At 34.2% G+C, this 23,840-nt stretch carries 25 protein-coding genes and 2 tRNA genes; 17 read left to right on the top strand and 10 right to left on the bottom strand.

Translation table 11 applies throughout. The annotated features are described in order from the left end of the window. Window positions 1–17: 17 nt before the first annotated feature. Complete coding sequence (locus GYX25_RS08055) at window positions 18–632, bottom strand: tetratricopeptide repeat protein (RefSeq protein WP_174787133.1); 615 nt, start codon at window positions 630–632, stop codon at window positions 18–20. Window positions 633–673: 41 nt separating this feature from the next. Next, the gene (locus GYX25_RS08050; RefSeq protein WP_425337787.1) at window positions 674–1,840 is read right to left on the bottom strand and encodes a bifunctional tRNA (adenosine(37)-C2)-methyltransferase TrmG/ribosomal RNA large subunit methyltransferase RlmN; all 1,167 of its coding nucleotides are present in this window, start codon (window positions 1,838–1,840) and stop codon (window positions 674–676) included. A 126-nt stretch (window positions 1,841–1,966) separates the two neighbouring features. Here GYX25_RS08050 and GYX25_RS08045 point away from each other — a divergent pair, with 126 nt between their 5' ends. Then, entirely contained in the window at window positions 1,967–2,719 is a 753-nt protein-coding gene (locus GYX25_RS08045; RefSeq protein ID WP_091348091.1) for a M15 family metallopeptidase, read from the top strand. Between the two features lie 9 nt (window positions 2,720–2,728). Here the strand turns inward: GYX25_RS08045 and GYX25_RS08040 are convergent, their stop codons facing one another. Beyond that, window positions 2,729–3,898 carry an ATP-binding protein gene (locus tag GYX25_RS08040; protein ID WP_202983845.1) on the bottom strand — a complete coding sequence of 390 codons (1,170 nt, stop codon included), beginning with the start codon at window positions 3,896–3,898 and terminating at the stop codon, window positions 2,729–2,731. Between the two features lie 144 nt (window positions 3,899–4,042). Continuing rightward, window positions 4,043–4,723 (bottom strand): response regulator transcription factor, encoded by a 681-nt coding sequence (locus GYX25_RS08035; protein ID WP_091348191.1) that lies wholly within the window; start codon window positions 4,721–4,723, stop codon window positions 4,043–4,045. A gap of 500 nt (window positions 4,724–5,223) precedes the next feature. Here GYX25_RS08035 and GYX25_RS08030 point away from each other — a divergent pair. From GYX25_RS08030 to asd, 11 genes are all read left to right on the top strand, one after another. After that, window positions 5,224–5,299 (top strand) — tRNA-His (locus GYX25_RS08030). 22 nt (window positions 5,300–5,321) lie between these two features. Beyond that, window positions 5,322–5,398: transfer RNA gene (locus GYX25_RS08025), tRNA-Pro, on the top strand. A 298-nt stretch (window positions 5,399–5,696) separates the two neighbouring features. After that, a complete protein-coding gene (locus GYX25_RS08020) occupies window positions 5,697–6,434 on the top strand; it encodes a GntR family transcriptional regulator (protein WP_174787132.1) in 738 nt (245 codons plus the stop codon). Then, on the top strand, window positions 6,431–7,114 hold the full coding sequence (locus GYX25_RS08015; RefSeq protein ID WP_174787131.1) for a GntR family transcriptional regulator: 684 nt from the start codon (window positions 6,431–6,433) through the stop codon (window positions 7,112–7,114). The genes GYX25_RS08020 and GYX25_RS08015 overlap by 4 nt, the downstream gene beginning before the upstream one ends. 11 nt (window positions 7,115–7,125) lie before the next feature. Beyond that, window positions 7,126–7,593 carry a PTS sugar transporter subunit IIB gene (locus tag GYX25_RS08010; RefSeq protein ID WP_174787130.1) on the top strand — a complete coding sequence of 156 codons (468 nt, stop codon included), beginning with the start codon at window positions 7,126–7,128 and terminating at the stop codon, window positions 7,591–7,593. A 17-nt stretch (window positions 7,594–7,610) separates the two neighbouring features. Further along, a complete protein-coding gene (locus GYX25_RS08005) occupies window positions 7,611–8,447 on the top strand; it encodes a PTS mannose/fructose/sorbose/N-acetylgalactosamine transporter subunit IIC (protein WP_174787129.1) in 837 nt (278 codons plus the stop codon). Next, complete coding sequence (locus tag GYX25_RS08000; RefSeq protein WP_160402183.1) at window positions 8,428–9,249, top strand: PTS system mannose/fructose/sorbose family transporter subunit IID; 822 nt, start codon at window positions 8,428–8,430, stop codon at window positions 9,247–9,249. Before GYX25_RS08005 ends, GYX25_RS08000 begins: the two co-directional genes overlap by 20 nt. Window positions 9,250–9,262: 13 nt before the next feature. Then, window positions 9,263–10,348 (top strand): SIS domain-containing protein, encoded by a 1,086-nt coding sequence (locus tag GYX25_RS07995; protein WP_174787128.1) that lies wholly within the window; start codon window positions 9,263–9,265, stop codon window positions 10,346–10,348. Further along, window positions 10,345–11,343: an SIS domain-containing protein gene (locus GYX25_RS07990; protein WP_174787127.1), complete on the top strand. Its 999-nt coding sequence runs from the start codon at window positions 10,345–10,347 to the stop codon at window positions 11,341–11,343. The genes GYX25_RS07995 and GYX25_RS07990 overlap by 4 nt, the downstream gene beginning before the upstream one ends. Before the next feature lie 14 nt (window positions 11,344–11,357). Further along, window positions 11,358–11,795 (top strand): PTS sugar transporter subunit IIA, encoded by a 438-nt coding sequence (locus GYX25_RS07985; protein ID WP_174787126.1) that lies wholly within the window; start codon window positions 11,358–11,360, stop codon window positions 11,793–11,795. Between the two features lie 783 nt (window positions 11,796–12,578). After that, a complete protein-coding gene (asd, locus tag GYX25_RS07980) occupies window positions 12,579–13,682 on the top strand; it encodes an aspartate-semialdehyde dehydrogenase (RefSeq protein WP_174787125.1) in 1,104 nt (367 codons plus the stop codon). 62 nt (window positions 13,683–13,744) lie between these two features. On the opposite strand, the gene GYX25_RS07975 is transcribed toward asd, so the two are convergent. The 3 genes from GYX25_RS07975 to nagB are packed head-to-tail and all read right to left on the bottom strand — an operon-like array spanning window position 13,745 to window position 16,971. After that, complete coding sequence (locus GYX25_RS07975) at window positions 13,745–14,974, bottom strand: ROK family protein (RefSeq protein WP_174787124.1); 1,230 nt, start codon at window positions 14,972–14,974, stop codon at window positions 13,745–13,747. Between the two features lie 36 nt (window positions 14,975–15,010). After that, window positions 15,011–16,153: an N-acetylglucosamine-6-phosphate deacetylase gene (gene nagA / locus GYX25_RS07970; protein WP_174787123.1), complete on the bottom strand. Its 1,143-nt coding sequence runs from the start codon at window positions 16,151–16,153 to the stop codon at window positions 15,011–15,013. Window positions 16,154–16,164: 11 nt separating this feature from the next. Then, window positions 16,165–16,971, bottom strand: coding sequence for a glucosamine-6-phosphate deaminase (nagB, locus tag GYX25_RS07965; protein ID WP_091348055.1), 807 nt, complete (start codon window positions 16,969–16,971; stop codon window positions 16,165–16,167). Window positions 16,972–17,214: 243 nt separating this feature from the next. Here nagB and nagE point away from each other — a divergent pair, with 243 nt between their 5' ends. After that, complete coding sequence (nagE, locus tag GYX25_RS07960) at window positions 17,215–18,744, top strand: N-acetylglucosamine-specific PTS transporter subunit IIBC (RefSeq protein WP_091348052.1); 1,530 nt, start codon at window positions 17,215–17,217, stop codon at window positions 18,742–18,744. 269 nt (window positions 18,745–19,013) lie between these two features. Here the strand turns inward: nagE and tusC are convergent, their stop codons facing one another. Genes tusC through fkpA form a run of 3 tightly spaced genes read right to left on the bottom strand, consistent with a single transcriptional unit; the run spans window position 19,014 to window position 20,561 of the window. Next, window positions 19,014–19,367, bottom strand: coding sequence for a sulfurtransferase complex subunit TusC (gene tusC, locus GYX25_RS07955; protein WP_091348049.1), 354 nt, complete (start codon window positions 19,365–19,367; stop codon window positions 19,014–19,016). A 14-nt stretch (window positions 19,368–19,381) separates the two neighbouring features. Beyond that, window positions 19,382–19,750 carry a sulfurtransferase complex subunit TusD gene (tusD, locus tag GYX25_RS07950; RefSeq protein ID WP_202983844.1) on the bottom strand — a complete coding sequence of 123 codons (369 nt, stop codon included), beginning with the start codon at window positions 19,748–19,750 and terminating at the stop codon, window positions 19,382–19,384. A gap of 16 nt (window positions 19,751–19,766) precedes the next feature. Next, on the bottom strand, window positions 19,767–20,561 hold the full coding sequence (fkpA, locus tag GYX25_RS07945) for an FKBP-type peptidyl-prolyl cis-trans isomerase (protein WP_091348043.1): 795 nt from the start codon (window positions 20,559–20,561) through the stop codon (window positions 19,767–19,769). Window positions 20,562–20,792: 231 nt separating this feature from the next. On the opposite strand from fkpA, the gene fabZ reads away from it, so the two are divergent. Genes fabZ through rnhB form a run of 4 tightly spaced genes read left to right on the top strand, consistent with a single transcriptional unit; the run spans window position 20,793 to window position 23,800 of the window. Next, window positions 20,793–21,239 carry a 3-hydroxyacyl-ACP dehydratase FabZ gene (gene fabZ / locus GYX25_RS07940; RefSeq protein ID WP_091348040.1) on the top strand — a complete coding sequence of 149 codons (447 nt, stop codon included), beginning with the start codon at window positions 20,793–20,795 and terminating at the stop codon, window positions 21,237–21,239. A 43-nt stretch (window positions 21,240–21,282) separates the two neighbouring features. After that, window positions 21,283–22,062 carry an acyl-ACP--UDP-N-acetylglucosamine O-acyltransferase gene (gene lpxA, locus GYX25_RS07935; protein ID WP_091348037.1) on the top strand — a complete coding sequence of 260 codons (780 nt, stop codon included), beginning with the start codon at window positions 21,283–21,285 and terminating at the stop codon, window positions 22,060–22,062. Continuing rightward, window positions 22,062–23,216 (top strand): lipid-A-disaccharide synthase, encoded by a 1,155-nt coding sequence (gene lpxB / locus GYX25_RS07930; RefSeq protein WP_174787122.1) that lies wholly within the window; start codon window positions 22,062–22,064, stop codon window positions 23,214–23,216. The genes lpxA and lpxB overlap by 1 nt, the downstream gene beginning before the upstream one ends. Beyond that, complete coding sequence (gene rnhB / locus GYX25_RS07925) at window positions 23,210–23,800, top strand: ribonuclease HII (protein ID WP_091348031.1); 591 nt, start codon at window positions 23,210–23,212, stop codon at window positions 23,798–23,800. Before lpxB ends, rnhB begins: the two co-directional genes overlap by 7 nt. Window positions 23,801–23,840: the final 40 nt, after the last annotated feature.

The raw sequence follows: 23,840 nt of genomic DNA, 5'->3' as shown, positions 1-23,840 counted from the left end.
TAATAATTGTTTGTGCCTTATTCTTTTGTTACTGAAAACAAATAATTTGCAATTTTAATATCCCCTTTTTTTTGATAAATTTCAGCTGCTTTTTTGACATTATCTCGTCTATTTCCGTCATACTGGAAAAGTTGTTTAAACATTAAATCAGCTGTTTTTTTATCATTATTTTGGATAGCACAATAGCCATATTGCTCATAAGCATCAGCTTTCCAACGATGGCGATCTAACTCAATACTTTGTTCAAACTGTGCTTTTGCTTCTTGATAACGATTCAGACCACATAAAAAAGAACCATAATGTACATGATATAATCCATTACCTGGCTGCATTAACGTAATACGTTTGTAAATCATTTCGGCTTCGTTATATTCACCCACATGTTGATCAAACATTGCCATCGCCAACATGACTTGAGGGTTGTCTGGTGAGTATTGCGCTGCTAATTTTAGATTATAATGTGCAGCTTTAATATTTTCTTCTGACTCATTTGCTTTAGCAAGATAACCCAGCCCAAGTCGCATTCTTGCTAAAGCTGCTTTTTCTGGGACAAATTCATCGTTGCTTTTCATTTGACAACCAGACAGTATTATTATCAAAAAATAGCTAAATAACATTAACAATTTTTTCATCTATCTTTCCTTTCCTTTCCTTTCTGTATAAAGGTTTATTCTTATGCTATTTGCTGGACAATATTTTGTTTTTTATAAAGTGTTCTTTTAGTACGGTCAACCACTTCACCAGCTAACTGGCCGCATGCGGCATCAATATCATCACCACGTGTTTTACGGACAATGACAGTAAATCCATATCCCATTAATGTTTTCATAAAACGGTCAATACGAGTATTTGAACAACGCGAATAAGGTGCACCAGGAAACGGATTCCAAGGAATCAAATTAATTTTACTTGGCACATTTTTTAAAAATGTAGCAAGTTCATGGGCATGTTCAACACTGTCGTTAATTTGATTAAGTAGCACATATTCAATTGTTACCTTGCCATGATTAGCATTTGAAGTAGAAAGATAACGCAAAATAGAATCACGTAACATTGCCATATTATATTTTTGATTTATTGGCATAATTTCACTTCTAATCTTATCATTTGGAGCATGAAGTGAAATGGCTAATGCAACATCAATCATACCGGCAAGCTTATCTAAGGCAGGAACCACGCCCGAAGTGGAGAGTGTTACCCTCCTTTTGGATAAACCATAGCCAAAATCATCTAACATAATTTCCATTGCGGGAGCGACATTAGATAAATTAAGTAGTGGTTCGCCCATTCCCATCATCACTACGTTGGTGATAGGTCTATCAGCTAATTTACCCGTTACCCCAATAGCATTTGATGCACGCCAAACTTGGCCAATAATTTCAGAAACAGTTAAATTACGATTAAATCCTTGTTGAGCAGTTGAACAAAATTTACACTCTAGGGCACAACCAACCTGAGAAGAAACACATAATGTAGCACGATCTCGTTCAGGTATATAAACAGACTCAATCAATTGGTTGTTACCCACATCAAGAGCCCATTTTATTGTACCGTCAGACGAACGTTGTTCTATGGCAATTTTCGGAGCTTTAATTTCAGCTAAAGTTTTTAATTGTTCCCGTAGTTTCTTATTGATATCGGTCATTTGATCGAAATCATCTATCCCAAAATGATAGATCCATTTCATCACCTGATCAGCTCTAAATGGTTTTTCGCCGAGTGAAATGAAGAATTCTCTTAATTGTTGGCGTGTGAAATTGAGTAAATTTATTTTTTCGTTACTTGGATTCATTGTAGTTAGATTCATTGCGTTTGGAGAGTCTGAACAACTTGCAGACATAGTGAATGTACATGGTGTTGACATAAGGCCTCGTTTTTACACATTATGGCTATTTCAATTTTTAGAAAAAAGATTATACTGTTTTTCACCTTATCTTGCTATTAAAGAATAGATGTAATATTTAAAATGAAAGGTAAATCAACAAAATTAAAAACCATTCTTTGTTTAATTCAATCATTAACGTTACTTTTATGTTCGACTGCTACTATGGCGCAAACAATATCATTAAATAAACTAACAGGACAATTTGATGAAAAAAAGGATAAGGATTTTATTACATTAGACTCAACTGAGTTGCCTGTTAATAAAAAAGGAATGTATCTACAAAAAGAAGCAGCAGAGCAGCTAGTAAAAGCGTTTAAAGACTTTAAAAAAGAGTATCCAAATATCCCTTTTATTGTGGTAAGTGCAACACGTAACTACACTTACCAAAGTGGAATTTGGCAACGGAAATGGGATGCGTTGTCTGCTAAATTTAATGATCCTCAAAAAATTGCGGAAGAAATTTTAAAATATTCATCAATGCCAGGCACTTCCCGTCATCACTGGGGAACGGATGTCGATATTACTAGTGTTTCTTCGGAATATTTTAGAAATGACCCAAAAGGTATTATTCTTTATAAATGGCTTCAAGCAAATCTACCCAAATATGGATTTTGCCAAGCATTTAATAACGGAAGAAGCGGCGGATATCAACTTGAAGAATGGCACTGGTCATACCAGCCTATTTCTAGCCAATATATTGCACAATATAAAGCTATATTAGAGCGTGATCCAGATGCAATCATGAGGATCTTAAACTTCACTGGTCATGATAAAATTAAACTAGAAAGCCTTGTTAAAGAGTATGTATTGACCGTTAATGCTGACTGTTATTAACAGTTAGTGTTAAAGATTTCTCCAATAAGGCAGGCAAATTGTTACAATAAGTCCACCTCCATCTCGATTTGTTGCTTGGATAGTACCGTTATGCATAATGACGGTTTTTCTGGCTATTGCTAACCCTAAACCATAGCCTTTACCTAATTGAGGTGACTGAATTCGGACAAACGGTTCAAAAATACTGGATAATTTATTTGCTTCAACACCAGGTCCACGATCTTTAACTTCAATTTGTAAATACTTGCCTGTTTCTTTTAAAGAAACTTCTACCGCTTGTCCTGATTTTGAAAAGCGGATTGCATTTCGTATAATATTTTCAACTGCGCGGCGTATCTGTTCTGAATTGCCTTTAACAATTGAATGAGTAATTGATGATGAAGTGAAATGTACATCAATTAATTGGTGATTAGCCTCGTAGTTAGCATCATTGATAACGACACTTATTAAGGCTTTTAAATCAAAATATTCATCAGTACGATTATTCATTTCAGCACGAGAATAATTTAGAATCTCACCAATTAACTGATCTAATCGTTGTGATTCTAATTCTATTCTAGCCAAAGCTGTATCAATATTCTGCTTATTTTGTTGAGCAAGCCCAATTGCTAACTGTAAACGGGCAAGTGGTGTTCTGAGTTCATGAGAAACATCATGAAGGAGCGATTGACGGTCAGAGATCAAGATATTAAGTTGTTCAACCATCATATCAAAATCTTTACCTAGCTCACTTAACTCATCGCGACGGGGTTTTAATTTATTGAATAATCTAACTGAAAGATCGCCTTGAGATACTCTGAAAAAACCTTGTCTTAATAGCCTCATTGGCCTGGTTAAATTCCACGCCAAAAAAAGGCTAAAAACAAGCCCAACACATATCCCCATTAACACAATTGGCATTGGCATATTAAACAACGCTTTTTTGTTATGGTCATCTTTATCCTCTTTAAATGAAATAGAATAAAGTGTGCCGTCTGGTGCTACGGCCATGCGTTGATAGGCATAGGTTGGTGTTTCTAATTCATCGGTTAAAATATTGACTTGCTCATTAATAGGGGAAACTAATTTTATTGACAATAAACTTCTTTCTTGTTCAGGTAAATGTGCTATAAAATTAAGCGTCTCATCTTCACCTGCTACATGTAATAACTGAGCAATCATATCGACTTTTGTCGGCATATGATTGAGGAATCTTTGCGTTTTATTTTCTACATAAATTGAAAACGCAATCCAAGTTAATTGGAAGGTAAGGTAAAAGATGACCCCAAATATAATGAGTATTTTCCAAAATAATCGATGATTCATTTCAAGCCTATTGGATCATTAACGAATACGGTAACCGACAGCCCTAATCGTTTCAATTGTTACATCATTTTGTGCAACTTGATGTAATTTTTGGCGAATGTTACTGATATGTACATCTACACTACGATCGTAAAGTTCTCGTGCTCGTCCAAGACCAATTTCGGATAATTCTTCTTTTGTTACTACACGTTCGTTATGTTTTACCAATAGAACTAACAAATTAAACTCAGTGGATGTTAAGTCAATAACTTGTCCATTCCAAGTACATAATCGCTGTGGTAGATCTAGCGTCAAACCGTTAAAATGGTATTTTTTATCATCAACCATTTCAACTGAACGTTCGTCAAATCGTCGTAAAACAGCACGTAATCTTGCCAATAGTTCACGCGGATAACATGGCTTAGGGATATAATCATCAGCGCCTAATTCTAATCCCAAGACGCGATCAATATTATCGCCTTTGGCTGTTAGCATGATAACAGGCATATTACATTGTTGACGGATACTTTTTAATACATCAATACCATTAATATCTGGTAGCATCACATCTAAGATTGCTGCACGATATTTACCCGATAATGCTTCATCGATTCCATTTTTACCCAAATAAACGCTTTTGATATTAAAGCCTTCATTAGTCAAATATTCACTAAGCATCTGTGATAATTCAATATCATCATCAATTAATAAAATATTTATCATATATCGCCATTATTATCTAATTTTAGGTAGTTACATTATTGCAATAATAAAAAAAAAGTCAGGTAGTTTTACTAAAATATTACATATTTTAAGCTATTCCTGATTATTTAATTTACTATCAAATTACGTAAAAAAGTTCATATTAACTATACATTTCAGTATAAATTTTAAACTAAAAATAACATATAAGTGAAATTGAATGATTATTAGGAGATCATATCATTCAATTCTTAACTAAGTTATACAAAATAACATTCGTAATAACATATGTAATATTTTATCAACGAATATTATTTTATAAATATAATATGGAGATAAAAAGTGAAACAACAAGTATTATGAAACTAATATTTATGAATATCCAATCATGTTAGAATCATTTAAGGTTATCAAATTTTATACTTCTAACGCTTTTTATATAATCAATTGATGTGTTTTTTAAAAATTATACTGGACAATATTATTTTTTATGCGTAATATTTCGTCCTGCTTCTATGGTGGCTATAGCTCAGTTGGTAGAGCCCTGGATTGTGATTCCAGTTGTCGTGGGTTCGAATCCCATTAGCCACCCCATTCAATAGGGCTCCACATCTAACGGCGAGTAGCGCAGCTTGGTAGCGCAACTGGTTTGGGACCAGTGGGTCGGAGGTTCGAATCCTCTCTCGCCGACCAAGTTTAAATTAAAAGCCTATTTATTTTAGTAGGGTTTTATTGTCTTCAAACTGATCCATTTATTACTGATATTCTAACAAATAATTCAAAAGATTGTTTATTTTCTTCCCTTATAAATTCCATCTCAAGTTACTATGTATTTCTACCATTTTTTATTTGATTTTGTGTATTGATACTGAAAATTGTGATCAAGACAACAATATTGGCACTAAAAATTAGCAACATGTATTTTTTTATTTCTTTTTCACAGATTGTTGTGTAGATTTAAATACACATTTTGGATAAATGAATCCAAAAAATGGGGGAAGTGCCTTTGGAATATCGTGATGTTGCCTCTAAAACTTATGTTGAAGAACAAATTAAAGCAAATCCGTCTGTTATTAAGAAAATACCAACAGAAAGAGGGCTTGCTGAACACTTTAATGTTAGTCGAACAACAGTAAAAAAAGCATTACATAGCTTAATGCTAGAAGGCTATTTATTCAATAATGGGAAAAATTTAGAATGTAGTAAAGCTTTTGAAATAAATATGTTAAAAATGTCTTCATTAAGTGAAGAAGTTAAACAAGCTGATAATGCTCAAATCAAAATAAAAGTCATTTCTAATAAAATCATTACAATGCCCGCTGAACTAAGAATATTTTTTGGTTCAAATGAACATTTAACTAGAATTATAAGACAGCGTGTATTAGGTGCAATGCCACTATCATATGAAATTACCTACTTATCATCCCAAAAGTTCAAAAAACTAGATCAAATGGATTTAAATAATGTTTCTCTTTATCAGTTTTTGAAAGATCACTACCACCTTGTTCCAAGCCACGGGCGTGAAGAGATTACTTATGAAGTAGTAACCAAGGATAAAGCAACGTATTTACAATTGATTGAAGGTACACCAATTTATAAGGTGTCAAGTTACAGTTTTGATATTAATTTTCAGCCTTTTGAACATACCGTTCAATATTTAGTAGGAAATAAATTTAGATATCATTTGTCTGCTAAAAATATTTTTGATTACGGGGAAAAATATAAATGAGTTTATTTGTAAAAATAGCAGCTCATTTAATGGAGCAAATTAAAGCAGGACAATATGGCGTAGGTTCAGAATTACCCCCAGAAGGAAAATTACAAAAAGATTATGATGTAAGTAGAACAACTATTCGAAAAGCAATTGATATATTAGTTGATAAAAATTTAGTTGTCAGGAAAAAAGGTGTTGGTTTATTCGTTGCACCAACTCTTTCCACTCAAACGATTCTAAAAATGACAGGCATTATTAAACCTCATATTTATGGAAATCATAAGAAAGTTATTAAAGAATCTTACCTAAGGCAAGCAGGAAACTATTATAGTCAATTATTAAAAATAAAGCCTACTGAACTCATGTATTACATTAGCTTTTTAGAGGTCTCTGAAAAAAATGTAGTGAAAGAAATTTTTTTATTGCCTCTTAGCTATTTTCCTGACTTTCAAGTTTCCATAATAAAAGTTTTATCATCGCTCGAAATTACTAACTCAGGAAAGAGAAAAGTAGATAAATTAGAACAAGATTTGCAGTTAACTGCAGCCAATGCTGAATTAGCCAAACAGTTACAGTGCAAAATAAATGATCCATTATTTAAAATTTCTAATCACTATTTTGATATTAATAGCGAACCAATTGCCATTGAATATAAGTTTGCTTGCAATACTAAATATGTGGTCGATTTCACCTAGGAGGTACACCAATGATTAAATTATTACGTGTTGATCATCGCTTATTACATGGTCAAGTTGTTGTTTCATGGTTCAAAAATGTTGGAGCAAATACTATTTTAGTTGCCAACGATATTGTTGCAAGTGATGAATTACGTAAGTCTGCCATTCGTTTAGCTAAGCCTGAAGATGCAAAATTAGTGATGAAATCAATAGATGACAGCATTGAAGCTATTAATTCAGGTATAACCGACAAATATCAAATGCTAATTGTTGTTGAATCTGTTGCTGACGCTGAAAAACTAATACGAAACACTCAAGATAAAATAGTAAGCCTCAATTTAGGTGGAACTAAGCCTCGAGAAGGAACCAAAAATTATTCTAAAACTATTAATCTAACCGATCTAGAAGCAGATTTATTGACAGGATTACAACAAGATGGAGTTGATGTCTACATTCAACAAGTTCCAAATGAATTAAAGCAAAAATTTGAAAAATAGTTTAGAGGATACATAAAATGAGTATCGAATTAACAGCCATTTTTTTAGCTTTGATTGCGATGTTAGCAAACGGTGAATATTTTTTAGGTTCATCAATGTTATCAAGACCATTAGTGACTTGTACCTTAGCTGGTTTAGTCATGGGGGACATCACACAAGGCATTATTATTGGGGCAACATTAGAATTAGCTTTTGTTGGATCGTTTTCTATTGGGGCATCTATTCCCCCTGAAATTATCTCAGGGAGTATTTTAGGTACCGCCTTTGCAATAGGTGCAGGTAAAAGTACGGAAATAGCTTTAACGCTAGGTATTCCGATTGCTTCATTTGTTTTATTAGTTAAAAACTTATGCTTTCTTTTTATCCTTCCTTATTTTGTTCATAAAGCCGATCAATACGCATGTGAAGGTAATGGTAAAGGAATGGATCGAATGAATCTATTAGGTGGATTCTTTTCTGTTAATCTTCCAATTGGTTTAGTTGTAGGATTATCTTATCTATTTGGCAGTTCTGCTATCAATGACTTATTAGAAATGATTCCTAAATTTATTATAGATGGTTTAGGTATAGCAACAGGATTATTACCTGCGTTTGGCTTTGCTATGTTAATGAAAATAATGATAAAAAAAACCAATGCAACATTCTTTGTTCTTGGTTTTGCTTTGGCTGTTTATATGAAAGTGCCTGTTACTGGAGTGGCCATCTTCGGTGCGTGTATTGCTCTAATTTTGACAGGTTATTCCGCATTTAATGGAAAAAAAGACGTAATAGAGGATGGTAATCAAAGGTTAAATAATAATACTGACGACACTTTAGGTATACAGGAGATCAATTATGAAAATGAAGAATTCTAAATTAATAACCAATAAAGAATTAACAAGGACGTTCTGGCGATCTTTTACTGCTGAGTGGTCATGGAATTATGAACGACAAATGAACTTAGGTTATTCCTATGCTATGCGTCCTGCTTTAGATAAAATTTACAGCAATAACAAAGAAGAATTAACTGATGCTTATCAACGGCATTTAGAATTCTACAATATTACACCATGGTTAATCACTTTTCCTTTAGGAATTTCTATTGCTATGGAAGAACAAAATGCGACAGATAGTAATTTTGATAAAAGCTCTGTTAATGACGTCAAAATAGCGTTAATGGGACCATTAAGTGGTTTAGGTGATTCATTTTTCTGGGGAACACTACGTGTTATAGCGACCGGAATAGGTACTTCTTTAGCACTTGAAGGTAATATTTTAGGTCCTCTTTTATTTTTATTAATTTTTAATATTCCTGCAATGTTAGTACGTTATTTTGGTTTATTAATCGGATATAACATTGGGGCATCGTTTATTGAAAAAGTTCAAAAGACTGGACTAATGGATAAATTATCCTATGGCGCATCAGTTTTGGGACTTTGTGTGGTTGGGGCTATGGTTGCCACCATGGTGACATTAAATATGCCATTAAAATTAGGTTCGGGCACAAACGCTTCATCTTTACAAGATATTTTTGATGGTGTTATGCCACAAATCTTACCTTTACTTTTTACACTATTTATCTTTGTGTTAGTCAAAAAAGGGATTAAAGCCCACTGGATTCTCTTATTAATTGCTGCTATTGGTATTTTTGGTGCTTGGAGTGGATTATTAGGCTAGTAAGGAGAAAAAAATGAAAAGTATCGCAGATTATGTCGCATTAGAACCTGAATATTATCAAAATATTTTAAATAACCATCAAACATTATTTGGCAATACCATTGATTTAAGTAAAGTCAAACAACTTAACGCAATTGTTATATTTGCAACAGGTTCAAGTGCTAATGCCGCTTATGGTGCAAGACCTTTAATGAGCCAATTATTAAAGGTGCCTGTCTATATTGAAGATCCATCAATGGCAGCCAATTACTTACACTATGGTGATCTTAATACCTTGTATCTTGCTATTTCACAAGGGGGAGAAAGCTACTCAACTATTCACTTGGTTGAACAATTTGTTCATAACAATCAAACTATTTACACACTTACCAGTAATTCACAAAGCCCATTATATCAGGTAAGCAACCATGTGTTATCTATGGGAATGCCGGTTGAAGAAATGCCTTATGTAAGTGCTGGTTATAGTGTAACGATTCTCGATTTAATATTAATCACGTTAACTATTGGTCAAAAAATAGGGAAAATAAATCAAGAGCAATTTGAATTATATTTTAATCAGATACAAAAAATAACTCAGTCACTACCACAAATCATTAAACAATCACAGGCTTGGGTAAATCAACATCAAGATCTTTTTTATCATTCTAAAAGAGTGATTTTGATTGGTTATGGTGCAACTTATGGTGTAGCCAGAGAAGGGGAGACCAAATTCACAGAAACAGTAAGAAATACTGCTTTTGGTAAAGAACTAGAGGAGTATATGCATGGTCCATACTTAGGTCTACATACAGATGATTGTATTATTTTTATCGAACCTCATGGGCGACTAACACAACGAGCGGAATCTTTAAAAGAATTTTTAAAGCAGTATATTCCCAATATTTCAACCATTTATGCAAACACCACCAGTTGCTTCAACGCAAGGGATTTATGCCTAAATATTAAATGTGATGAATTGTTAACTTCGTTATTTATGACAATACCTATTCACTTATTAAGTTATCAAGTATCACAATTAAAAGGAAACAATCTTGAAAAATCAACATATCCAGAATTTGACCAAATAACTAAATCTAAAATTAAGAGGATTATAAAATGAGAAAATTTGATGAACAAAAAGAACTAGACAGCATGAATGGCGCATTAGCTTTACGTCCAAAAATCAATCAATTTATCGATCAAATCCACAAACGTGGTTATAGCAATGTTTGTTGGTTGGGTATTGGTGGTACTTATGCATCTTCAATGCAAGCAGTTGTACACATGAAAGAAAAATCAGCTATTGAAACTTTTATTCAACATGCAGCTGAATACTTAGTAACAGGTAATAAGAGAATTACTAAAGATACATTGATTATTATTTCATCTGTTACGGGCTCAACCCAAGAGGTAGTTCAAGCTATCGATAAGATTCAAAAAGAAGTCGGCGCTACAGTTTTAGCTTTTTTGGATAAAGCTGATTCCCCATTAGGTAAAATGGCTGATCATGTTATCTCTTACCCAATGAATGAGCAATTAAAATTCTTTATGACTGCTGATCGTTTAATGTTTTTAGCTGATGAGTTTTCTGATTATGATGAATTTTATCAACAAATGGATCAACATTTTGCAAAAAATATCGTCGCTGTAGCCAAAAAAGCTGATAAATTTGGACAAGAAGTTGCTGAAAAACATCATAATGATGCGATGCATTATTTTGTGGGAGCAGGAAATCAATGGGGTGCAACTTATTCACATGCAATGTGTTATTGGGAAGAACAACATTGGTTACGCTCAAAATCCATTGAATCAGCCGAATTTTTCCATGGTACTTTAGAAGTTATCGATCGTGATACAGCTGTTACTGTTTATGTTGGTGAGGATACTCAGCGCCCATTAAGTGAAAGGGTTGCACGGTTTTTACCTAAAATTTGCGGAAATTACACTATCATTGATACTAAAGACTACGAATTACCAGGTATATCAGAAAAATATCGTGGCAATCTTTCTCCATTTGTTTTTCGAGCTATTAATAATCGTATTGATGCATATGTTGAGCATTTAAATCGTCATCCAATGACAATTCGTCGTTATTATCGTTGCTTGGATTATTAAGGAGTGCAATATCAATGATTGCAGTATTAGTAAGTACTCATGGATCTTCAGCTAATGGCATGATTGAAACAGTTGAAATGATTTGTGGTAAACAAGCTCAATGTGAGGCAGTGCCTTTTCTAATGGGGCAATCTTTAGATGATTTTCAACAGCAGATTGAGCAGAAGTTAGAAAAGTTAACCCGTGAAAGCTCTGATGTTTTATGTTTTGTTGATTTAAAAGGAGGGACACCGTTTAATACGTTGGTTAATTTGGTTTCTAAATATCCTCGATTAGAAGTCATAGCGGGTGTTAATATTCCAATGTTATTGACAACTTTTACATTAAGAACTGATGACGGAAATAAATTGAATGATTTGCTATCAGAAGTAATTGATGTATCGGTAAAAAGTATTGAACGATATAACATTGTTTCAATAATGGATAATAAAAGCCAGGATGAGGATTTCTGATCTCATCCTATATTTTGTGTATTTTCTATTTACAGGTGACAGTTAATTCTGTCACCAAATTCTATAATATGCCCTATAAATAATTTAACTATTAATAATGTTTACATCTTTGTCATATATCCATATGCGCTAAGTTAACAGTCATTTGAATTTTATGATTAAGTTATTTATTTGAGTTCTTTTCAAGTTTTTTTAGTCTTTTTCTTTCTTGTTTCTTTATTGCTCTTCTGTATTTTTTATTATGTTCTTTATTATTTAATCGTTTTATATTTTGTTCATCTTCACAATTATACATTTGATAATTTTAATAATCATAGAAAATAATACTGACAAAACCTAAACCCAATAATAGAACGAGTGAAAATCCCGGGAGCTCATCTAATGTTTCTTTAAAAAAGGAAGTACTATTTTGTATGATAAATAAAAGGGAATAAAGCATCCGGCAAAACATATAAAATAGACAACTTTTTTACTCTGTTTGTGCCAACACAACGAAGAAGTATTCTAACTAAGAAAAGTGTTAGAGACGTATAAGCCGTTATAAATAAGTCGGCTAATAACCTGATCATTGGAAAAAATAAAATTATTCAGAAAAAGTATTTGGTACAAATGCTGATTTGTTTTTTTGTTTGTTATTGTCGTTGTTTTGTCTTTCAATATATAACACCACGTTATTATTTATTCTTATGTAAAAATAATTCTTATCTTACTTGTTTTATGATGATATTTTGTTTTAATAGATAAAATATCTATCAATATAACATCTACTTTTGGAAATAAAATATGAAAAATGTTGGTTTTGTCGGTTGGCGTGGAATGGTAGGTTCTGTTCTTATGCAACGTATGGTTGAAGAACACGATTTTGATTATATCAATCCAGTTTTCTTTTCTACTTCTCAAGCAGGTCAAGCTGCTCCTACTTTTGGCGGTAAAACAGGCACATTACAAAGTGCAGATAATATTGATGCATTAAAAGCGTTAGATATTATTGTTACTTGTCAAGGTGGTGATTATACCTCCGAGATTTATGCAAAATTACGCGCAACGGGCTGGCAAGGTTATTGGATTGATGCAGCATCAACATTACGTATGGCTGATGATGCAATTATCGTGCTCGATCCAGTGAACAAAGCTAACATTGATGCTGCTTTAGATAAAGGTATTAAAACCTTTGTTGGTGGTAATTGTACTGTGAGCTTAATGTTAATGTCTCTCGGTGGTTTATTTGCCGAAAATCTTGTTGATTGGGTTTCGGTTTCAACTTATCAAGCTGCTTCAGGTGGTGGTGCGCGCCATATGCGTGAACTGCTTACTCAAATGGGCATGCTAAATGCTGAGGTTGCCGAAGAGTTACAAAATCCGCATTCTTCTATTTTAGATATTGAGAGAAAAGTGACCCAAAAAATGCGTGATGGTAGTTTGCCTACTGATAACTTCGGTGTGCCATTAGCCGGTAGTTTAATTCCTTGGATCGATAAGGCGCTTGATAATGGTCAAAGTAAAGAGGAATGGAAAGGACAAGCTGAAACCAATAAAATCTTAGGTACCAGTCAAATTATTCCAGTTGATGGACTTTGTATTCGTATCGGGGCACTACGTTGTCATAGCCAAGCTTTTACCATTAAATTGAAAAAAGATATCAGTATCCCTGAAATTGAAAAACTGCTTGCCGCTCATAATGATTGGGTAAAAGTCGTACCTAATGATCGTCAATTATCCATGAAGGAATTAACGCCAGCAGCTGTTACTGGTACGTTAACGACACCGGTTGGGCGTTTACGAAAATTGAATATGGGCAAAGATTATCTTTCTGCTTTTACAGTGGGTGACCAATTATTATGGGGTGCGGCTGAACCATTACGAAGAATGTTACGCATTTTAGCCTAAATTTAGAAATAATATAGCAAAGCCCGATTAATTGGTCGGGCTTTATTTTTTATCACAATAAATTACTGTTGTGTATCGTCTAATAATGTCATTAATAACGATCCATTAAATAAAGCTTGCTGCACTAGTGCAAATGCCCCAATTGCCGATCTATCGTTAAGTGATGAACAAGTAATGGTCAGATTTTTTCGTAAACCTTCTAAGCTTTGAGCATTTAATGCACTATTGACTGCGTTTAATAGTATTTCTGGTGACTTAGTGATTTCACCTGCTAATACGATTCGTTGTGGATTGAAGATGTTAACCATAATTGCAACTGCCCTGCCAAGGTTTTCACCTGCATCTTTGACTAGTTTTATCGCTAGCTCATCTCCTTGATTAGCATATTGACAGATATAGTTAATATCACAGTGATCTGTTGTTAATTTTGATCTATAGCCTTGCTCAATCATCTGTTTCGCCCGGTTTTCAATGGCTTTATTGACTACGCGGTTTTCTAAACAACCAAAGTTACCGCAATGGCAGCGTTCACCTAATGCGTCGACTTGAATATGTCCAACTTCGCAAGCACTCTGATTATGATTTGTTAGCAGTTGCTGGTTAACGATAACCCCAGAGCCTACACCACGGTGTACACGGATTAAAATGGAATCATCAACATTTTGTGTCGAACCAAAATAATTTTCAGCTAACGCTAAGCTTTGAATATCATTCCCGACAAAAATAGATACATTAAATTGCTCTTGCAGTACTTCAGCTAAAGCCCACTCTTTCACTTGAATATGTGGTGTATAGCGGACAATGCCATTGACCGAATCAATTAAGCCCGGAAGTACAATAGATATTGCGATTAACTGTTTTATTTTTTTGCTATTTTTCTGAATGAATTCTTTAGTTAATGTGATTAAGTGTGTTTGTACTTGCTGTTCGGTAAAATGAGTAAGAGAATATCTTTTGGATATTAGGCAATTAGCCCCTAAGTCAAAAAGCTCAATGGTGATATGAGAACGGCTTAATTGTATAGCAATGGCTTGGTAGTGTCCGAATTTAGCTTCAATTGAAACCGCAGGTCGGCCTCCCGTTGACTGTTGGGCATCGACTTCCTTAATTAATTTTTTTTTAAGAAGTTGGCGGGTTATTTTGGTAATACTTGCAGGTGCTAATTGACTAATTTCGGCCAATTGAATACGAGAAACCGGAGCTTGCTGAACAATCAAACGATAAATCATTGCATAATTTAGCTGTTTGATTAATTCAGCGTTACCAACTAAGTTCAGATAATTAAATGTCATATATTACTCAATATTTTTCATTAATTATCTGACATTCTAGCGATTCATTTCTCCATTAACAACCGTTTTCACTACCGTAAAGTCACGATTAAAGATAACAAGGTTTGCAATTTTACCTTCACTAATACTACCAAGATGTTTATCTACACCAATTGCTTTGGCAGGGTAAAGTGTCGCCATTCTTAACGCTTCATCTAACGCAATGCCTACATATTCCACAGCATTTTTTACTGCATCAATCATGGTTAATGCTGAACCACCAAGAGTGCCGTTTTCGTCCACACAGCGACCATTTTTATAATAAATGGTTTTACCTGCAAATATGCCAGATTCTAAATTAGAGCCAGCAAGTAGCATTGCATCGGTAATTAAGATTAAATGATCTTGTTTAATTTTGTGACTATTGCGAATATTTGCCCAACTGACATGTTGACCATCAGCAATAATGCCAACATACACTTCAGGTTCATCATAAATTGCACCAACTACACCCGGTTCTCGTCCAGAAATATAAGGCATGGCATTAAATAGGTGAGTTCCTAAACGAATACCATCGTTAAATCCACGACGACAATCATCATAATGACCATTGGAATGCCCAACAGAAACATGAATACCTGCGTTAACCAGTTGCTTGATAAAATGACTTTCAACTTTTTCTGGTGCTAAGGTAATAATTTTAATGACATCAGCATTTTCACATAGAAAATCAATCATTTTTTGCGAAGGTTGACGAATAATATTTTCGTCATGAATGCCTTTCTTTTCTGGACTAATATAAGGACCTTCAAGATGCAAACCAAGCGCTTGATTGGCATGCGTAGTTAAATATTCACGCATCACTTTAACCGCCTTTATCATAAATTCATCAGTTGATGTAATTAAAGTCGGTAAATAACTTGTACATCCATAAGTTAGATTTGTTGCTTGCATTGCTTCTAATGTCTCAATGCTTAGTGCATCAAGTGTTTCATTAAATTGCACCCCACCACAGCCATTGACTTGAATATCAATAAAACCAGGTGCAACTATTGCACCTTGTAAATTTTCAATTTTAATATCCACAGGTAACTCGTCTTGTTTGCAGATCTGTGCAATTTTATCTCCGTTGATAATAACGGCGTGATTTTCAAGAATTTCATAACCTGTATAAATACGACAATTTGTTAATGCGTACATTGATTTGTCCTTTATAAAACGGTTACTTTAAGATTATCAGCTTCCATTTGTTTAAAATATTTTAGTGTTTTCACTTTAAGATCATCAGTACTTGGTTCATCACAGACAATAATTGATGCTGGATGCATTTGTAGTGCGGTCACTGTCCAAAGATGATTAACACTACCTTCAACACCGGCTTGTAACGCTAAACTTTTGTTATGGCCACAAACTAACAAAATGACTTCCTGAGCATCCATTAAAGTGGCAACACCAATAGTTAGCGCATGTTTTGGTACTTGATTAACATCATTATCAAAAAAGCGAGAATTTGCAATTCGTGTATCTTCAGTTAATGTTTTGATACGAGTACGAGAGCAAAGTGAAGATCCTGGTTCATTAAATGCGATATGTCCATCTTGACCAACACCACCTACAAAAATATTGATTTTACCATAAGCTTTGATCTTTGCTTCATATTGACGACATTCTTCATCAATATCTGGCGCATTACCATTTAATATATGGATGTTGTTTTTATCAATATCAATATGGTTAAAGAAATTTTCGTACATAAATGTGTGATAGCTTTGAGGGTGATCTTCAGGGAGTCCTACATATTCATCCATATTAAAAGTCACTACATGTTTAAAGCTAACATGACCTGCTTTATACTGCTTAATCAGTTGTTGATACATAACTAACGGTGAGCTTCCTGTTGGTAAGCCCAGTAAAAATGGACGGCCAGCGGTTGGTTTGAATTGGTTAATCTTATTAACAATACGTTGTGCTACCCAGGCGCCGACTTCTTGTGCATTTTCTAACGGAATAAGTCTCATGTAATAACACCTCTTCTGATATAATTAAAATGGTTTCTTTTTTTTTAAAGTAAAATATGTTGGCTTTATTTTACTATATTAAAGGAATTAATCCAAAAAAATAGTGATAAAAGTCACAAAAAATAAACAATTAATTTGCTAAGTAAAATAATATGATATGAAATATGAATAAAGTGATTACTGATACCTAAAAGTGTTTTTTATACTTTATAGGTATAGTTCAATAATATATGAGGTTAACTTATGGGAATTTTAGCTTATTTACAACGTATCGGGCGCTCACTGATGGTACCTGTAGCGGTATTACCAGCTGCTGCAATACTACTTGGGATTGGTCAGTGGGTTAGCCATATAGAGTGGGTTAGTCATGTAAACTTGTTTGGACTGATGGAATGGGATGCTAGTATTGTTGCTAAATTTTTAGTGACATCTGGGAGTGCTATTCTAAGTAATATGCCAATACTTTTTGCTATTGGTGTGGCTTATGGTATGTCTAAAGATAAGGATGGAGCTGCCGCGCTTTCTGGTTTAGTGGGTTTTTTAATTATCACTACCTTATTATCACCGGAATCTATTGCGTTTTTTCATGGAATAGATATAAAAGCAGTTAAAGATTGGCAAAAACTAGTACCACCAGCATTTAATAGTATCAACAATCAATTTATTGGCATTTTAGTTGGGATTATTTCAGCAGAGTTATACAATCGATTTAGTTCCATCGAGTTGCATAAGGCATTAGCTTTTTTCAGCGGTAAGCGCTTTGTTCCTATTATTGTCTCAGTTGTGATGTTACTTGTGTCTGTACTCTTCTATTTTATTTGGCCTGTTGTTTATAGCGGATTAGAATATTTTGGTCAACTGATTCAAGGATTAGGCTCTGCTGGCGCAGGTATTTATGGATTCTTCAATCGTTTACTTATTCCGGTCGGTTTACATCATGCTTTAAACTCAGTATTCTGGTTTGACGTGGCTGGTATCAATGATATTCCTTATTTCTTAGGCGGACAAAGCTCTATTGATGCAGGTAAAGCTGTTGTAGGTATTACTGGTCGTTACCAAGCTGGATTCTTCCCTGTTATGATGTTTGGCCTGCCTGGTGCAGCATTAGCCATGTACCATACAGCTAAAAAAGGCAATAAAGAGAAAACCGCATCAATTATGTTTGCGGCCTCTATTGCTGCATTTTTTACTGGTATTACTGAGCCATTAGAATTTGCCTTTATGTTTGTTGCACCAGTGCTTTATTTTATCCATGCGGTTTTAACAGGTATCTCATTGTTTATTGCTGCGACTATGCAATGGATATGTGGATTTGGTTTTAGCGCTGGCCTGATAGATATGTTGCTTCAGTCAGGAAATCCACTAGCAGTACATTGGTCTATGCTAATTCTTCAAGGCTTAGTGTTCTTTGTGGTCTACTATATGGTATTCCGTTTTGTTATTATTAAATTTAATCTTAAAACACCTGGTCGTGAAGATGAAGATACTACACTTTCATCAACTGAAAAAACTCCGAAAAAACAAGAAATTGGTGATACATCTAAACTTGCTGAACAATATTTAGCAGTTGTAGGTGGTAAAGAGAATCTAATCAATATTGATTCTTGTATTACACGCTTACGTTTAGGTGTAAATGATTCAGAGTTGGTCGATGAACAAACAGCTAAAGCATTAGGTGCGATGGCAGTCATTAAATTAGGTAAAACAGGTGTGCAAATTATTGTTGGTACTCAGGCCGAAAAAATTGCCGATCAAATGAAGAAATTAGTCTAGTTTAATAAGATAAAAGCTAAATTAAATGAACTATAATCCACTCTATATTAAGCATAATAAAAATAGGGTGGATTATTTATTTGCTTTTACCTTACGGAAACTACATTAGTCTATCATATCAATGTAGAATGCATCTTTTATGAAAAATTGGTTATTTTGTTAAAAATAACAAGGTAAAAAATAAATAAAATCAATATGTTTTCTGAATGTTTTTTGTTTAGATATCAAGCCTGTTATTGTGGTGTGAGATTTTGTATTTCAATATAAAACTAAAATCGTAATATTACATCTTGAATGGTTAATAATTGATTTAATAACTGATTATTAATGAGTTTACTAGGGATATTACGAGGTAGCTGCATTAGATTTCTTGATTTAAGTGAAGATTCACATACATACACATTATCAATATCATAAAGCTCAAGCATATTGAAAGTTGCAATATAATCACGCATTAAAATTTCATCTGGCTGCTGATTAGGTAACAAATGAAATACGCCATCATCGACAAAAAAAACAGAAATTTGGTTAAAAGTTGAGGTAGCCAATGCGATATCTAGTGCTTCTCGACCTTTGGCATTTCCGTGAGGTGGCGAGCTAATAATTATTGCTAATTTTTTCATTTCCCCCCCTAACATTAAAACTGAATAGTACGATCTGTTGTTGAAATTGATTCACTCAATTCACCAAGACCAGTTAATTCAAAACGATCAGCCAGATTGTTTTTAATAATACCTCGTCGCTGTGCTGCTGCAACACAAATCGTTAACGCAAAAGAGTGCTTTTTAGATAATTCTTGCCATGCAGAAACTAAGTTAAATTCATCATTAGCGGGGTCGGTATAGCTGTTACCATTATAAACACCATCGGCATAAAAAAAGATATTTTTAATAGTATGAGGAGTATTAGATAGTAAAACTTGTGCAAATTGATATGCACAATAAGCAGATTGGGTCCCATAAACAGGACCCATAACAATAAGTGTATAGCTTAATGAATCAAACAAGTGAGTCTGTTGATTATTATTCAGCTTGCTCTGACTCTGGCTCTGATGTTGGTTCTTCAGCTGGTTCTTTATTTGTATCATTTTTATTATCAATACCAAGTAATTCAACTTCAAATACTAATGTTGATGCAGGTTGGATTCCTGCTTTACCTTCTTGACCAGGAATGTTTTGATCACCATAAGCTAGATCTGGTGGCACAACAAGTTTAATTTTACCACCAACACCAATTAGTTGGATGCCTTCAATCCAACCTTTTATCACACCATTAAGAGGAAATTTAGCAGGCTCACTACGATCATAAGAACTGTCAAATTTACGTCCATCAGTTAAAGTACCTTTATAATGAACGATAACGGTATCATCGGCAGTTGGATGATGGTCTGAGCCATTTTCCAAAATTTGATAAAGCAATCCAGATTTAGTTTTTTTAACACCATCTTGTTTAGCAAATTCTTCACGGAATTTGTCACCGGCAGCTGTATTTTCGGTTTTTTGTTTTTCAAAACGCGCTTGGCTTTCTTCTTGAATTCGTTTACCAAATGCCTCTAAGATAGTTTTAACTTCATCTTTACTTAGTTGTGATGCACCACTGAATGTTTCATTAAAACCACCGATTAAATATTCTTGATCTGGTTTAATTTCATTTTGTTCTAAATTTGTTTTCATGTATGTTGCAAATGATGAACCTAATGCATATGCCTCTTTCTGTGCATCTGTTGAAATTGTTATTTTATCTGTTTTTTTATCACAGCCAGCTAATGCTAATACAATTGCGCTACTCACTAAGGTCATTTTAATCAATGATTTCATTCTACTTCTCCAAGTTAGAAATTCTTTTAGATTGTTAATTCGACTATTATATATTATTTAACAAAAGATAACATAGTGTTTACCAATCATTTATTTAATAATTTATATTACTGTGCCGATAATAAAATAGGATAAGTAATATTTTGTACTTTAAATCATCCTTGAGTGAAAGAGGCTTCATCAGTTATAATGTATAAAATTTATAGCAAATAATGTATAAGGATAGCTATTTTGACTACCGAACTTAATGCCCTTGATATTGAAGAAATTATCAGTTTATTACCCCATCGTTATCCATTTTTGATGGTTGATCGCGTACTTAGTTATGAAAAAGGTAAAACATTAAAAGCGATAAAAAATGTTACTGTAAATGAACCATTCTTTCAGGGACACTTCCCTAATAAACCGATTTTCCCAGGTGTATTAATTTTAGAAGCTATGGCACAAGCTACAGGAATTTTGGCATTTAAAAGCATTGAAGAGTTATCTCCAGGGCAACTTTATTACTTCGCTTCAATTGACAAAGCACGTTTTAAACGTCCTGTTGTACCGGGTGATCAACTTGTGTTGGATGTTGAATATATTAAAGAGCGTCGTGGCATTGCGTTATTCCATGGTGTTGCAACCGTTGATGGCAAGTTAGTTTGCGAAGCTGAAATGATGTGTGCTCGTAAATAACATTTGGTATTTTACATATTCCAAATTGTTTTAAGGAAATACTATGGCAACAGAAATACACCCAAGTTCAGTCATTGAAAAAGGTGCTAAAATCGGCGATAACGTCAAAATTGGTCCTTTTTGTTTTATTGGTGCAAATGTTGAAATTGGTGACGGAACATTTTTAAAATCACACGTTGTCGTCAATGGCCACACTAAAATTGGTAAAGATAATCAAATTTATCAATTTGTCTCAATTGGTGAAGTAAACCAAGATTTAAAATATCGTGGAGAGCCAACGCGTACCGAAATCGGCGATCGCAATATGATTCGCGAAAGCGTTACTATTCACCGTGGTACAGTTCAAGGTGGCGAGTTAACTCGTGTTGGTAGTGATAATTTATTGATGATTAATGCCCACGTTGCGCACGATTGTTATATTGGTAATCACTGTATTTTAGCAAATAATGCCACCTTAGGTGGACATGTTCAATTAGACGATTATGTCATTGTTGGTGGCATGACAGCTGTTCATCAATTTTGTGTGATTGGATCGCATGTTATGATCGGCGGTTGTTCTGGCGTTGCGCAAGACGTTCCTCCTTATGTTATTGCCCAAGGTAATCATGCAACTCCTCATGGCGTAAATTATGAAGGCTTAAAGCGCAGAGGTTTTAGCAAAGATGCCTTACAGGCGATTCGCAATAGCTACAAGGTCCTTTATCGAAATGGCTTAACGTTGGATGAAGCTAAATCTGAAATTGCAACCATTGCCGAACAATATCCTGAAGCCCAACTCTTTGTTGACTTTTTTGCACGTTCAACGCGTGGCATTATCCGTTAATGACCAATAAACCATTAACCATTGCCTTAGTCGCGGGAGAAACTTCTGGCGATATTCTTGGCTCGGGATTGATTCGTGCGCTAAAAAATCATCATCCCAACATTGAATTTGTTGGTATAGCAGGTCCTAAAATGCAAGCTGAAGGTTGTAAGGCTTGGTATGAAATGGATGAATTATCGGTTATGGGCATTGTTGAAGTATTGGGGCGATTACGTCGTATTTTATCTATTCGCCGAGATATCAATAAACGTCTTATTGAACTTAACCCCGATATATTTATTGGTATTGACGCACCTGATTTCAATCTTTCCCTAGAAGGTAAATTAAAACAAGCCGGTATTAAAACGATCCATTACGTTAGCCCCTCCGTTTGGGCTTGGAAGCAAAAACGAGTTTTCAAAATTAAACGTAATACCAATCTTATTTTAGCTTTTTTACCGTTTGAAAAAACTTTTTATGATAAATTTGATGTACCTTGCCGCTTTATTGGTCATAAGATGGCTGATGATATTCCACTTAATCCAGATAAAATAGCTATTCGTCAACAATTAGATGTGCCACTCAATTGCCGTTGTTTAGCTTTATTGCCCGGTAGTCGCCATGCAGAAGTGACATTATTATCGACTCCTTTTTTAGAAGCTACGCAATTATTACGCCAACGTTATCCTGACTTACATATTGTTGTACCGTTAGTGAATGAAAAAAGACGAAAAGAGTTTGAACAGATTAAAGCCGAAGTTGCACCAAAACTAGACATACAATTATTAGATGGCCATGCCCGTGAAGCAATGATTGCTAGCGATGCGGCAATTTTAGCCTCTGGTACTGTGGCACTAGAATGTATGTTAGCCAAATGTCCTATGATTGTTGGTTATAAAATGAAACCTTTCACATTTTGGCTCGCTAAAAAATTAATTAAAACTCCTTATGTCTCTTTACCTAACATTTTAGCTGGTAAAGCCTTGGTTCCAGAGTTATTACAGCAAGATTGCACACCTGAAAATATCGCCAATCATATTATTCCCTTATTAGAGGATGATAATTCTGAGCTAAAACAGACATTTTTATCTTTGCATAAACAAATCCGTTGTAATGCCGATGAACAAGCGGCTAAAGCAGTACTCGATGTATTAGAGGATGTACATTGTTGTTAGACTTTACTTATCCAGATATAACACTTATTGCAGGCGTCGATGAAGTAGGACGTGGTCCACTGTGTGGTGATGTGGTGACTGCTGCGGTTATTTTAGATCCTAACAAGCCAATTAAAGGCTTAACTGACTCTAAAAAACTGACCGAAAAAAAGCGAGAACAGCTGTTTGATATAATCAAACAAGATGCTTTAGCGTGGAATATTGCCCGCGCTTCAGTGGATGAAATAGATAAATTAAACATATTACATGCCACTATGCTAGCAATGCAGCGTGCTGTATCTGGATTAACTATTAAACCTAATTTTGTATTAGTCGATGGTAATCGTTGCCCTGATTTTGGTATTCAAACTCAAGCGGTCATTAAAGGCGATTTATTGGTGGCAGAGATTAGCGCTGCTTCAATTTTGGCTAAAGTTACACGTGATCGTGAGATGGTTGAGCTTGATAAGTTGTATCCACAATATGGCCTTGCTAAGCATAAAGGTTATCCAACTAAAGCACATTTAGCGGCAATAAAAGAACATGGTATTAATCATTTATATCGTAAAAGTTTTGCACCAGTTAAGAGTTTAGCATTATTTTAATTCACCATTGTTTGTCAACCGTTATCAGCAAGGGGGAATT

Source organism: Gilliamella sp. ESL0254 (assembly GCF_013344985.1).
Classification (GTDB): Bacteria; Pseudomonadota; Gammaproteobacteria; order Enterobacterales; family Orbaceae; genus Gilliamella; species Gilliamella bombicola.
Note: the sequence above shows the minus strand (reverse complement) of the source record. Positions and strands in the feature narration are given on the sequence as shown.

What these genes read in the sequence shown, in the direction of transcription:
- nagE (WP_091348052.1), top strand. Translation starts at nt 17,215, where the DNA reads ATGGGAATTTTAGCTTATTTACAACGTATCGGGCGCTCACTGATGGTA.
- GYX25_RS07990 (WP_174787127.1), top strand. Translation starts at nt 10,345, where the DNA reads ATGAGAAAATTTGATGAACAAAAAGAACTAGACAGCATGAATGGCGCA.
- GYX25_RS08005 (WP_174787129.1), top strand. Translation starts at nt 7,611, where the DNA reads ATGAGTATCGAATTAACAGCCATTTTTTTAGCTTTGATTGCGATGTTA.
- GYX25_RS08010 (WP_174787130.1), top strand. Translation starts at nt 7,126, where the DNA reads ATGATTAAATTATTACGTGTTGATCATCGCTTATTACATGGTCAAGTT.
- GYX25_RS07985 (WP_174787126.1), top strand. Translation starts at nt 11,358, where the DNA reads ATGATTGCAGTATTAGTAAGTACTCATGGATCTTCAGCTAATGGCATG.
- tusC (WP_091348049.1), bottom strand. Translation starts at nt 19,367, where the DNA reads ATGAAAAAATTAGCAATAATTATTAGCTCGCCACCTCACGGAAATGCC.
- nagA (WP_174787123.1), bottom strand. Translation starts at nt 16,153, where the DNA reads ATGTACGCATTAACAAATTGTCGTATTTATACAGGTTATGAAATTCTT.
- GYX25_RS07995 (WP_174787128.1), top strand. Translation starts at nt 9,263, where the DNA reads ATGAAAAGTATCGCAGATTATGTCGCATTAGAACCTGAATATTATCAA.
- asd (WP_174787125.1), top strand. Translation starts at nt 12,579, where the DNA reads ATGAAAAATGTTGGTTTTGTCGGTTGGCGTGGAATGGTAGGTTCTGTT.
- GYX25_RS08040 (WP_202983845.1), bottom strand. Translation starts at nt 3,898, where the DNA reads ATGCCGACAAAAGTCGATATGATTGCTCAGTTATTACATGTAGCAGGT.
- GYX25_RS07975 (WP_174787124.1), bottom strand. Translation starts at nt 14,974, where the DNA reads ATGACATTTAATTATCTGAACTTAGTTGGTAACGCTGAATTAATCAAA.
- GYX25_RS08045 (WP_091348091.1), top strand. Translation starts at nt 1,967, where the DNA reads ATGAAAGGTAAATCAACAAAATTAAAAACCATTCTTTGTTTAATTCAA.
- fkpA (WP_091348043.1), bottom strand. Translation starts at nt 20,561, where the DNA reads ATGAAATCATTGATTAAAATGACCTTAGTGAGTAGCGCAATTGTATTA.
- lpxB (WP_174787122.1), top strand. Translation starts at nt 22,062, where the DNA reads ATGACCAATAAACCATTAACCATTGCCTTAGTCGCGGGAGAAACTTCT.
- GYX25_RS08020 (WP_174787132.1), top strand. Translation starts at nt 5,697, where the DNA reads ATGGGGGAAGTGCCTTTGGAATATCGTGATGTTGCCTCTAAAACTTAT.
- GYX25_RS08015 (WP_174787131.1), top strand. Translation starts at nt 6,431, where the DNA reads ATGAGTTTATTTGTAAAAATAGCAGCTCATTTAATGGAGCAAATTAAA.
- GYX25_RS08055 (WP_174787133.1), bottom strand. Translation starts at nt 632, where the DNA reads ATGAAAAAATTGTTAATGTTATTTAGCTATTTTTTGATAATAATACTG.
- nagB (WP_091348055.1), bottom strand. Translation starts at nt 16,971, where the DNA reads ATGAGACTTATTCCGTTAGAAAATGCACAAGAAGTCGGCGCCTGGGTA.
- GYX25_RS08000 (WP_160402183.1), top strand. Translation starts at nt 8,428, where the DNA reads ATGAAAATGAAGAATTCTAAATTAATAACCAATAAAGAATTAACAAGG.
- lpxA (WP_091348037.1), top strand. Translation starts at nt 21,283, where the DNA reads ATGGCAACAGAAATACACCCAAGTTCAGTCATTGAAAAAGGTGCTAAA.
- GYX25_RS08050 (WP_425337787.1), bottom strand. Translation starts at nt 1,840, where the DNA reads ATGTCTGCAAGTTGTTCAGACTCTCCAAACGCAATGAATCTAACTACA.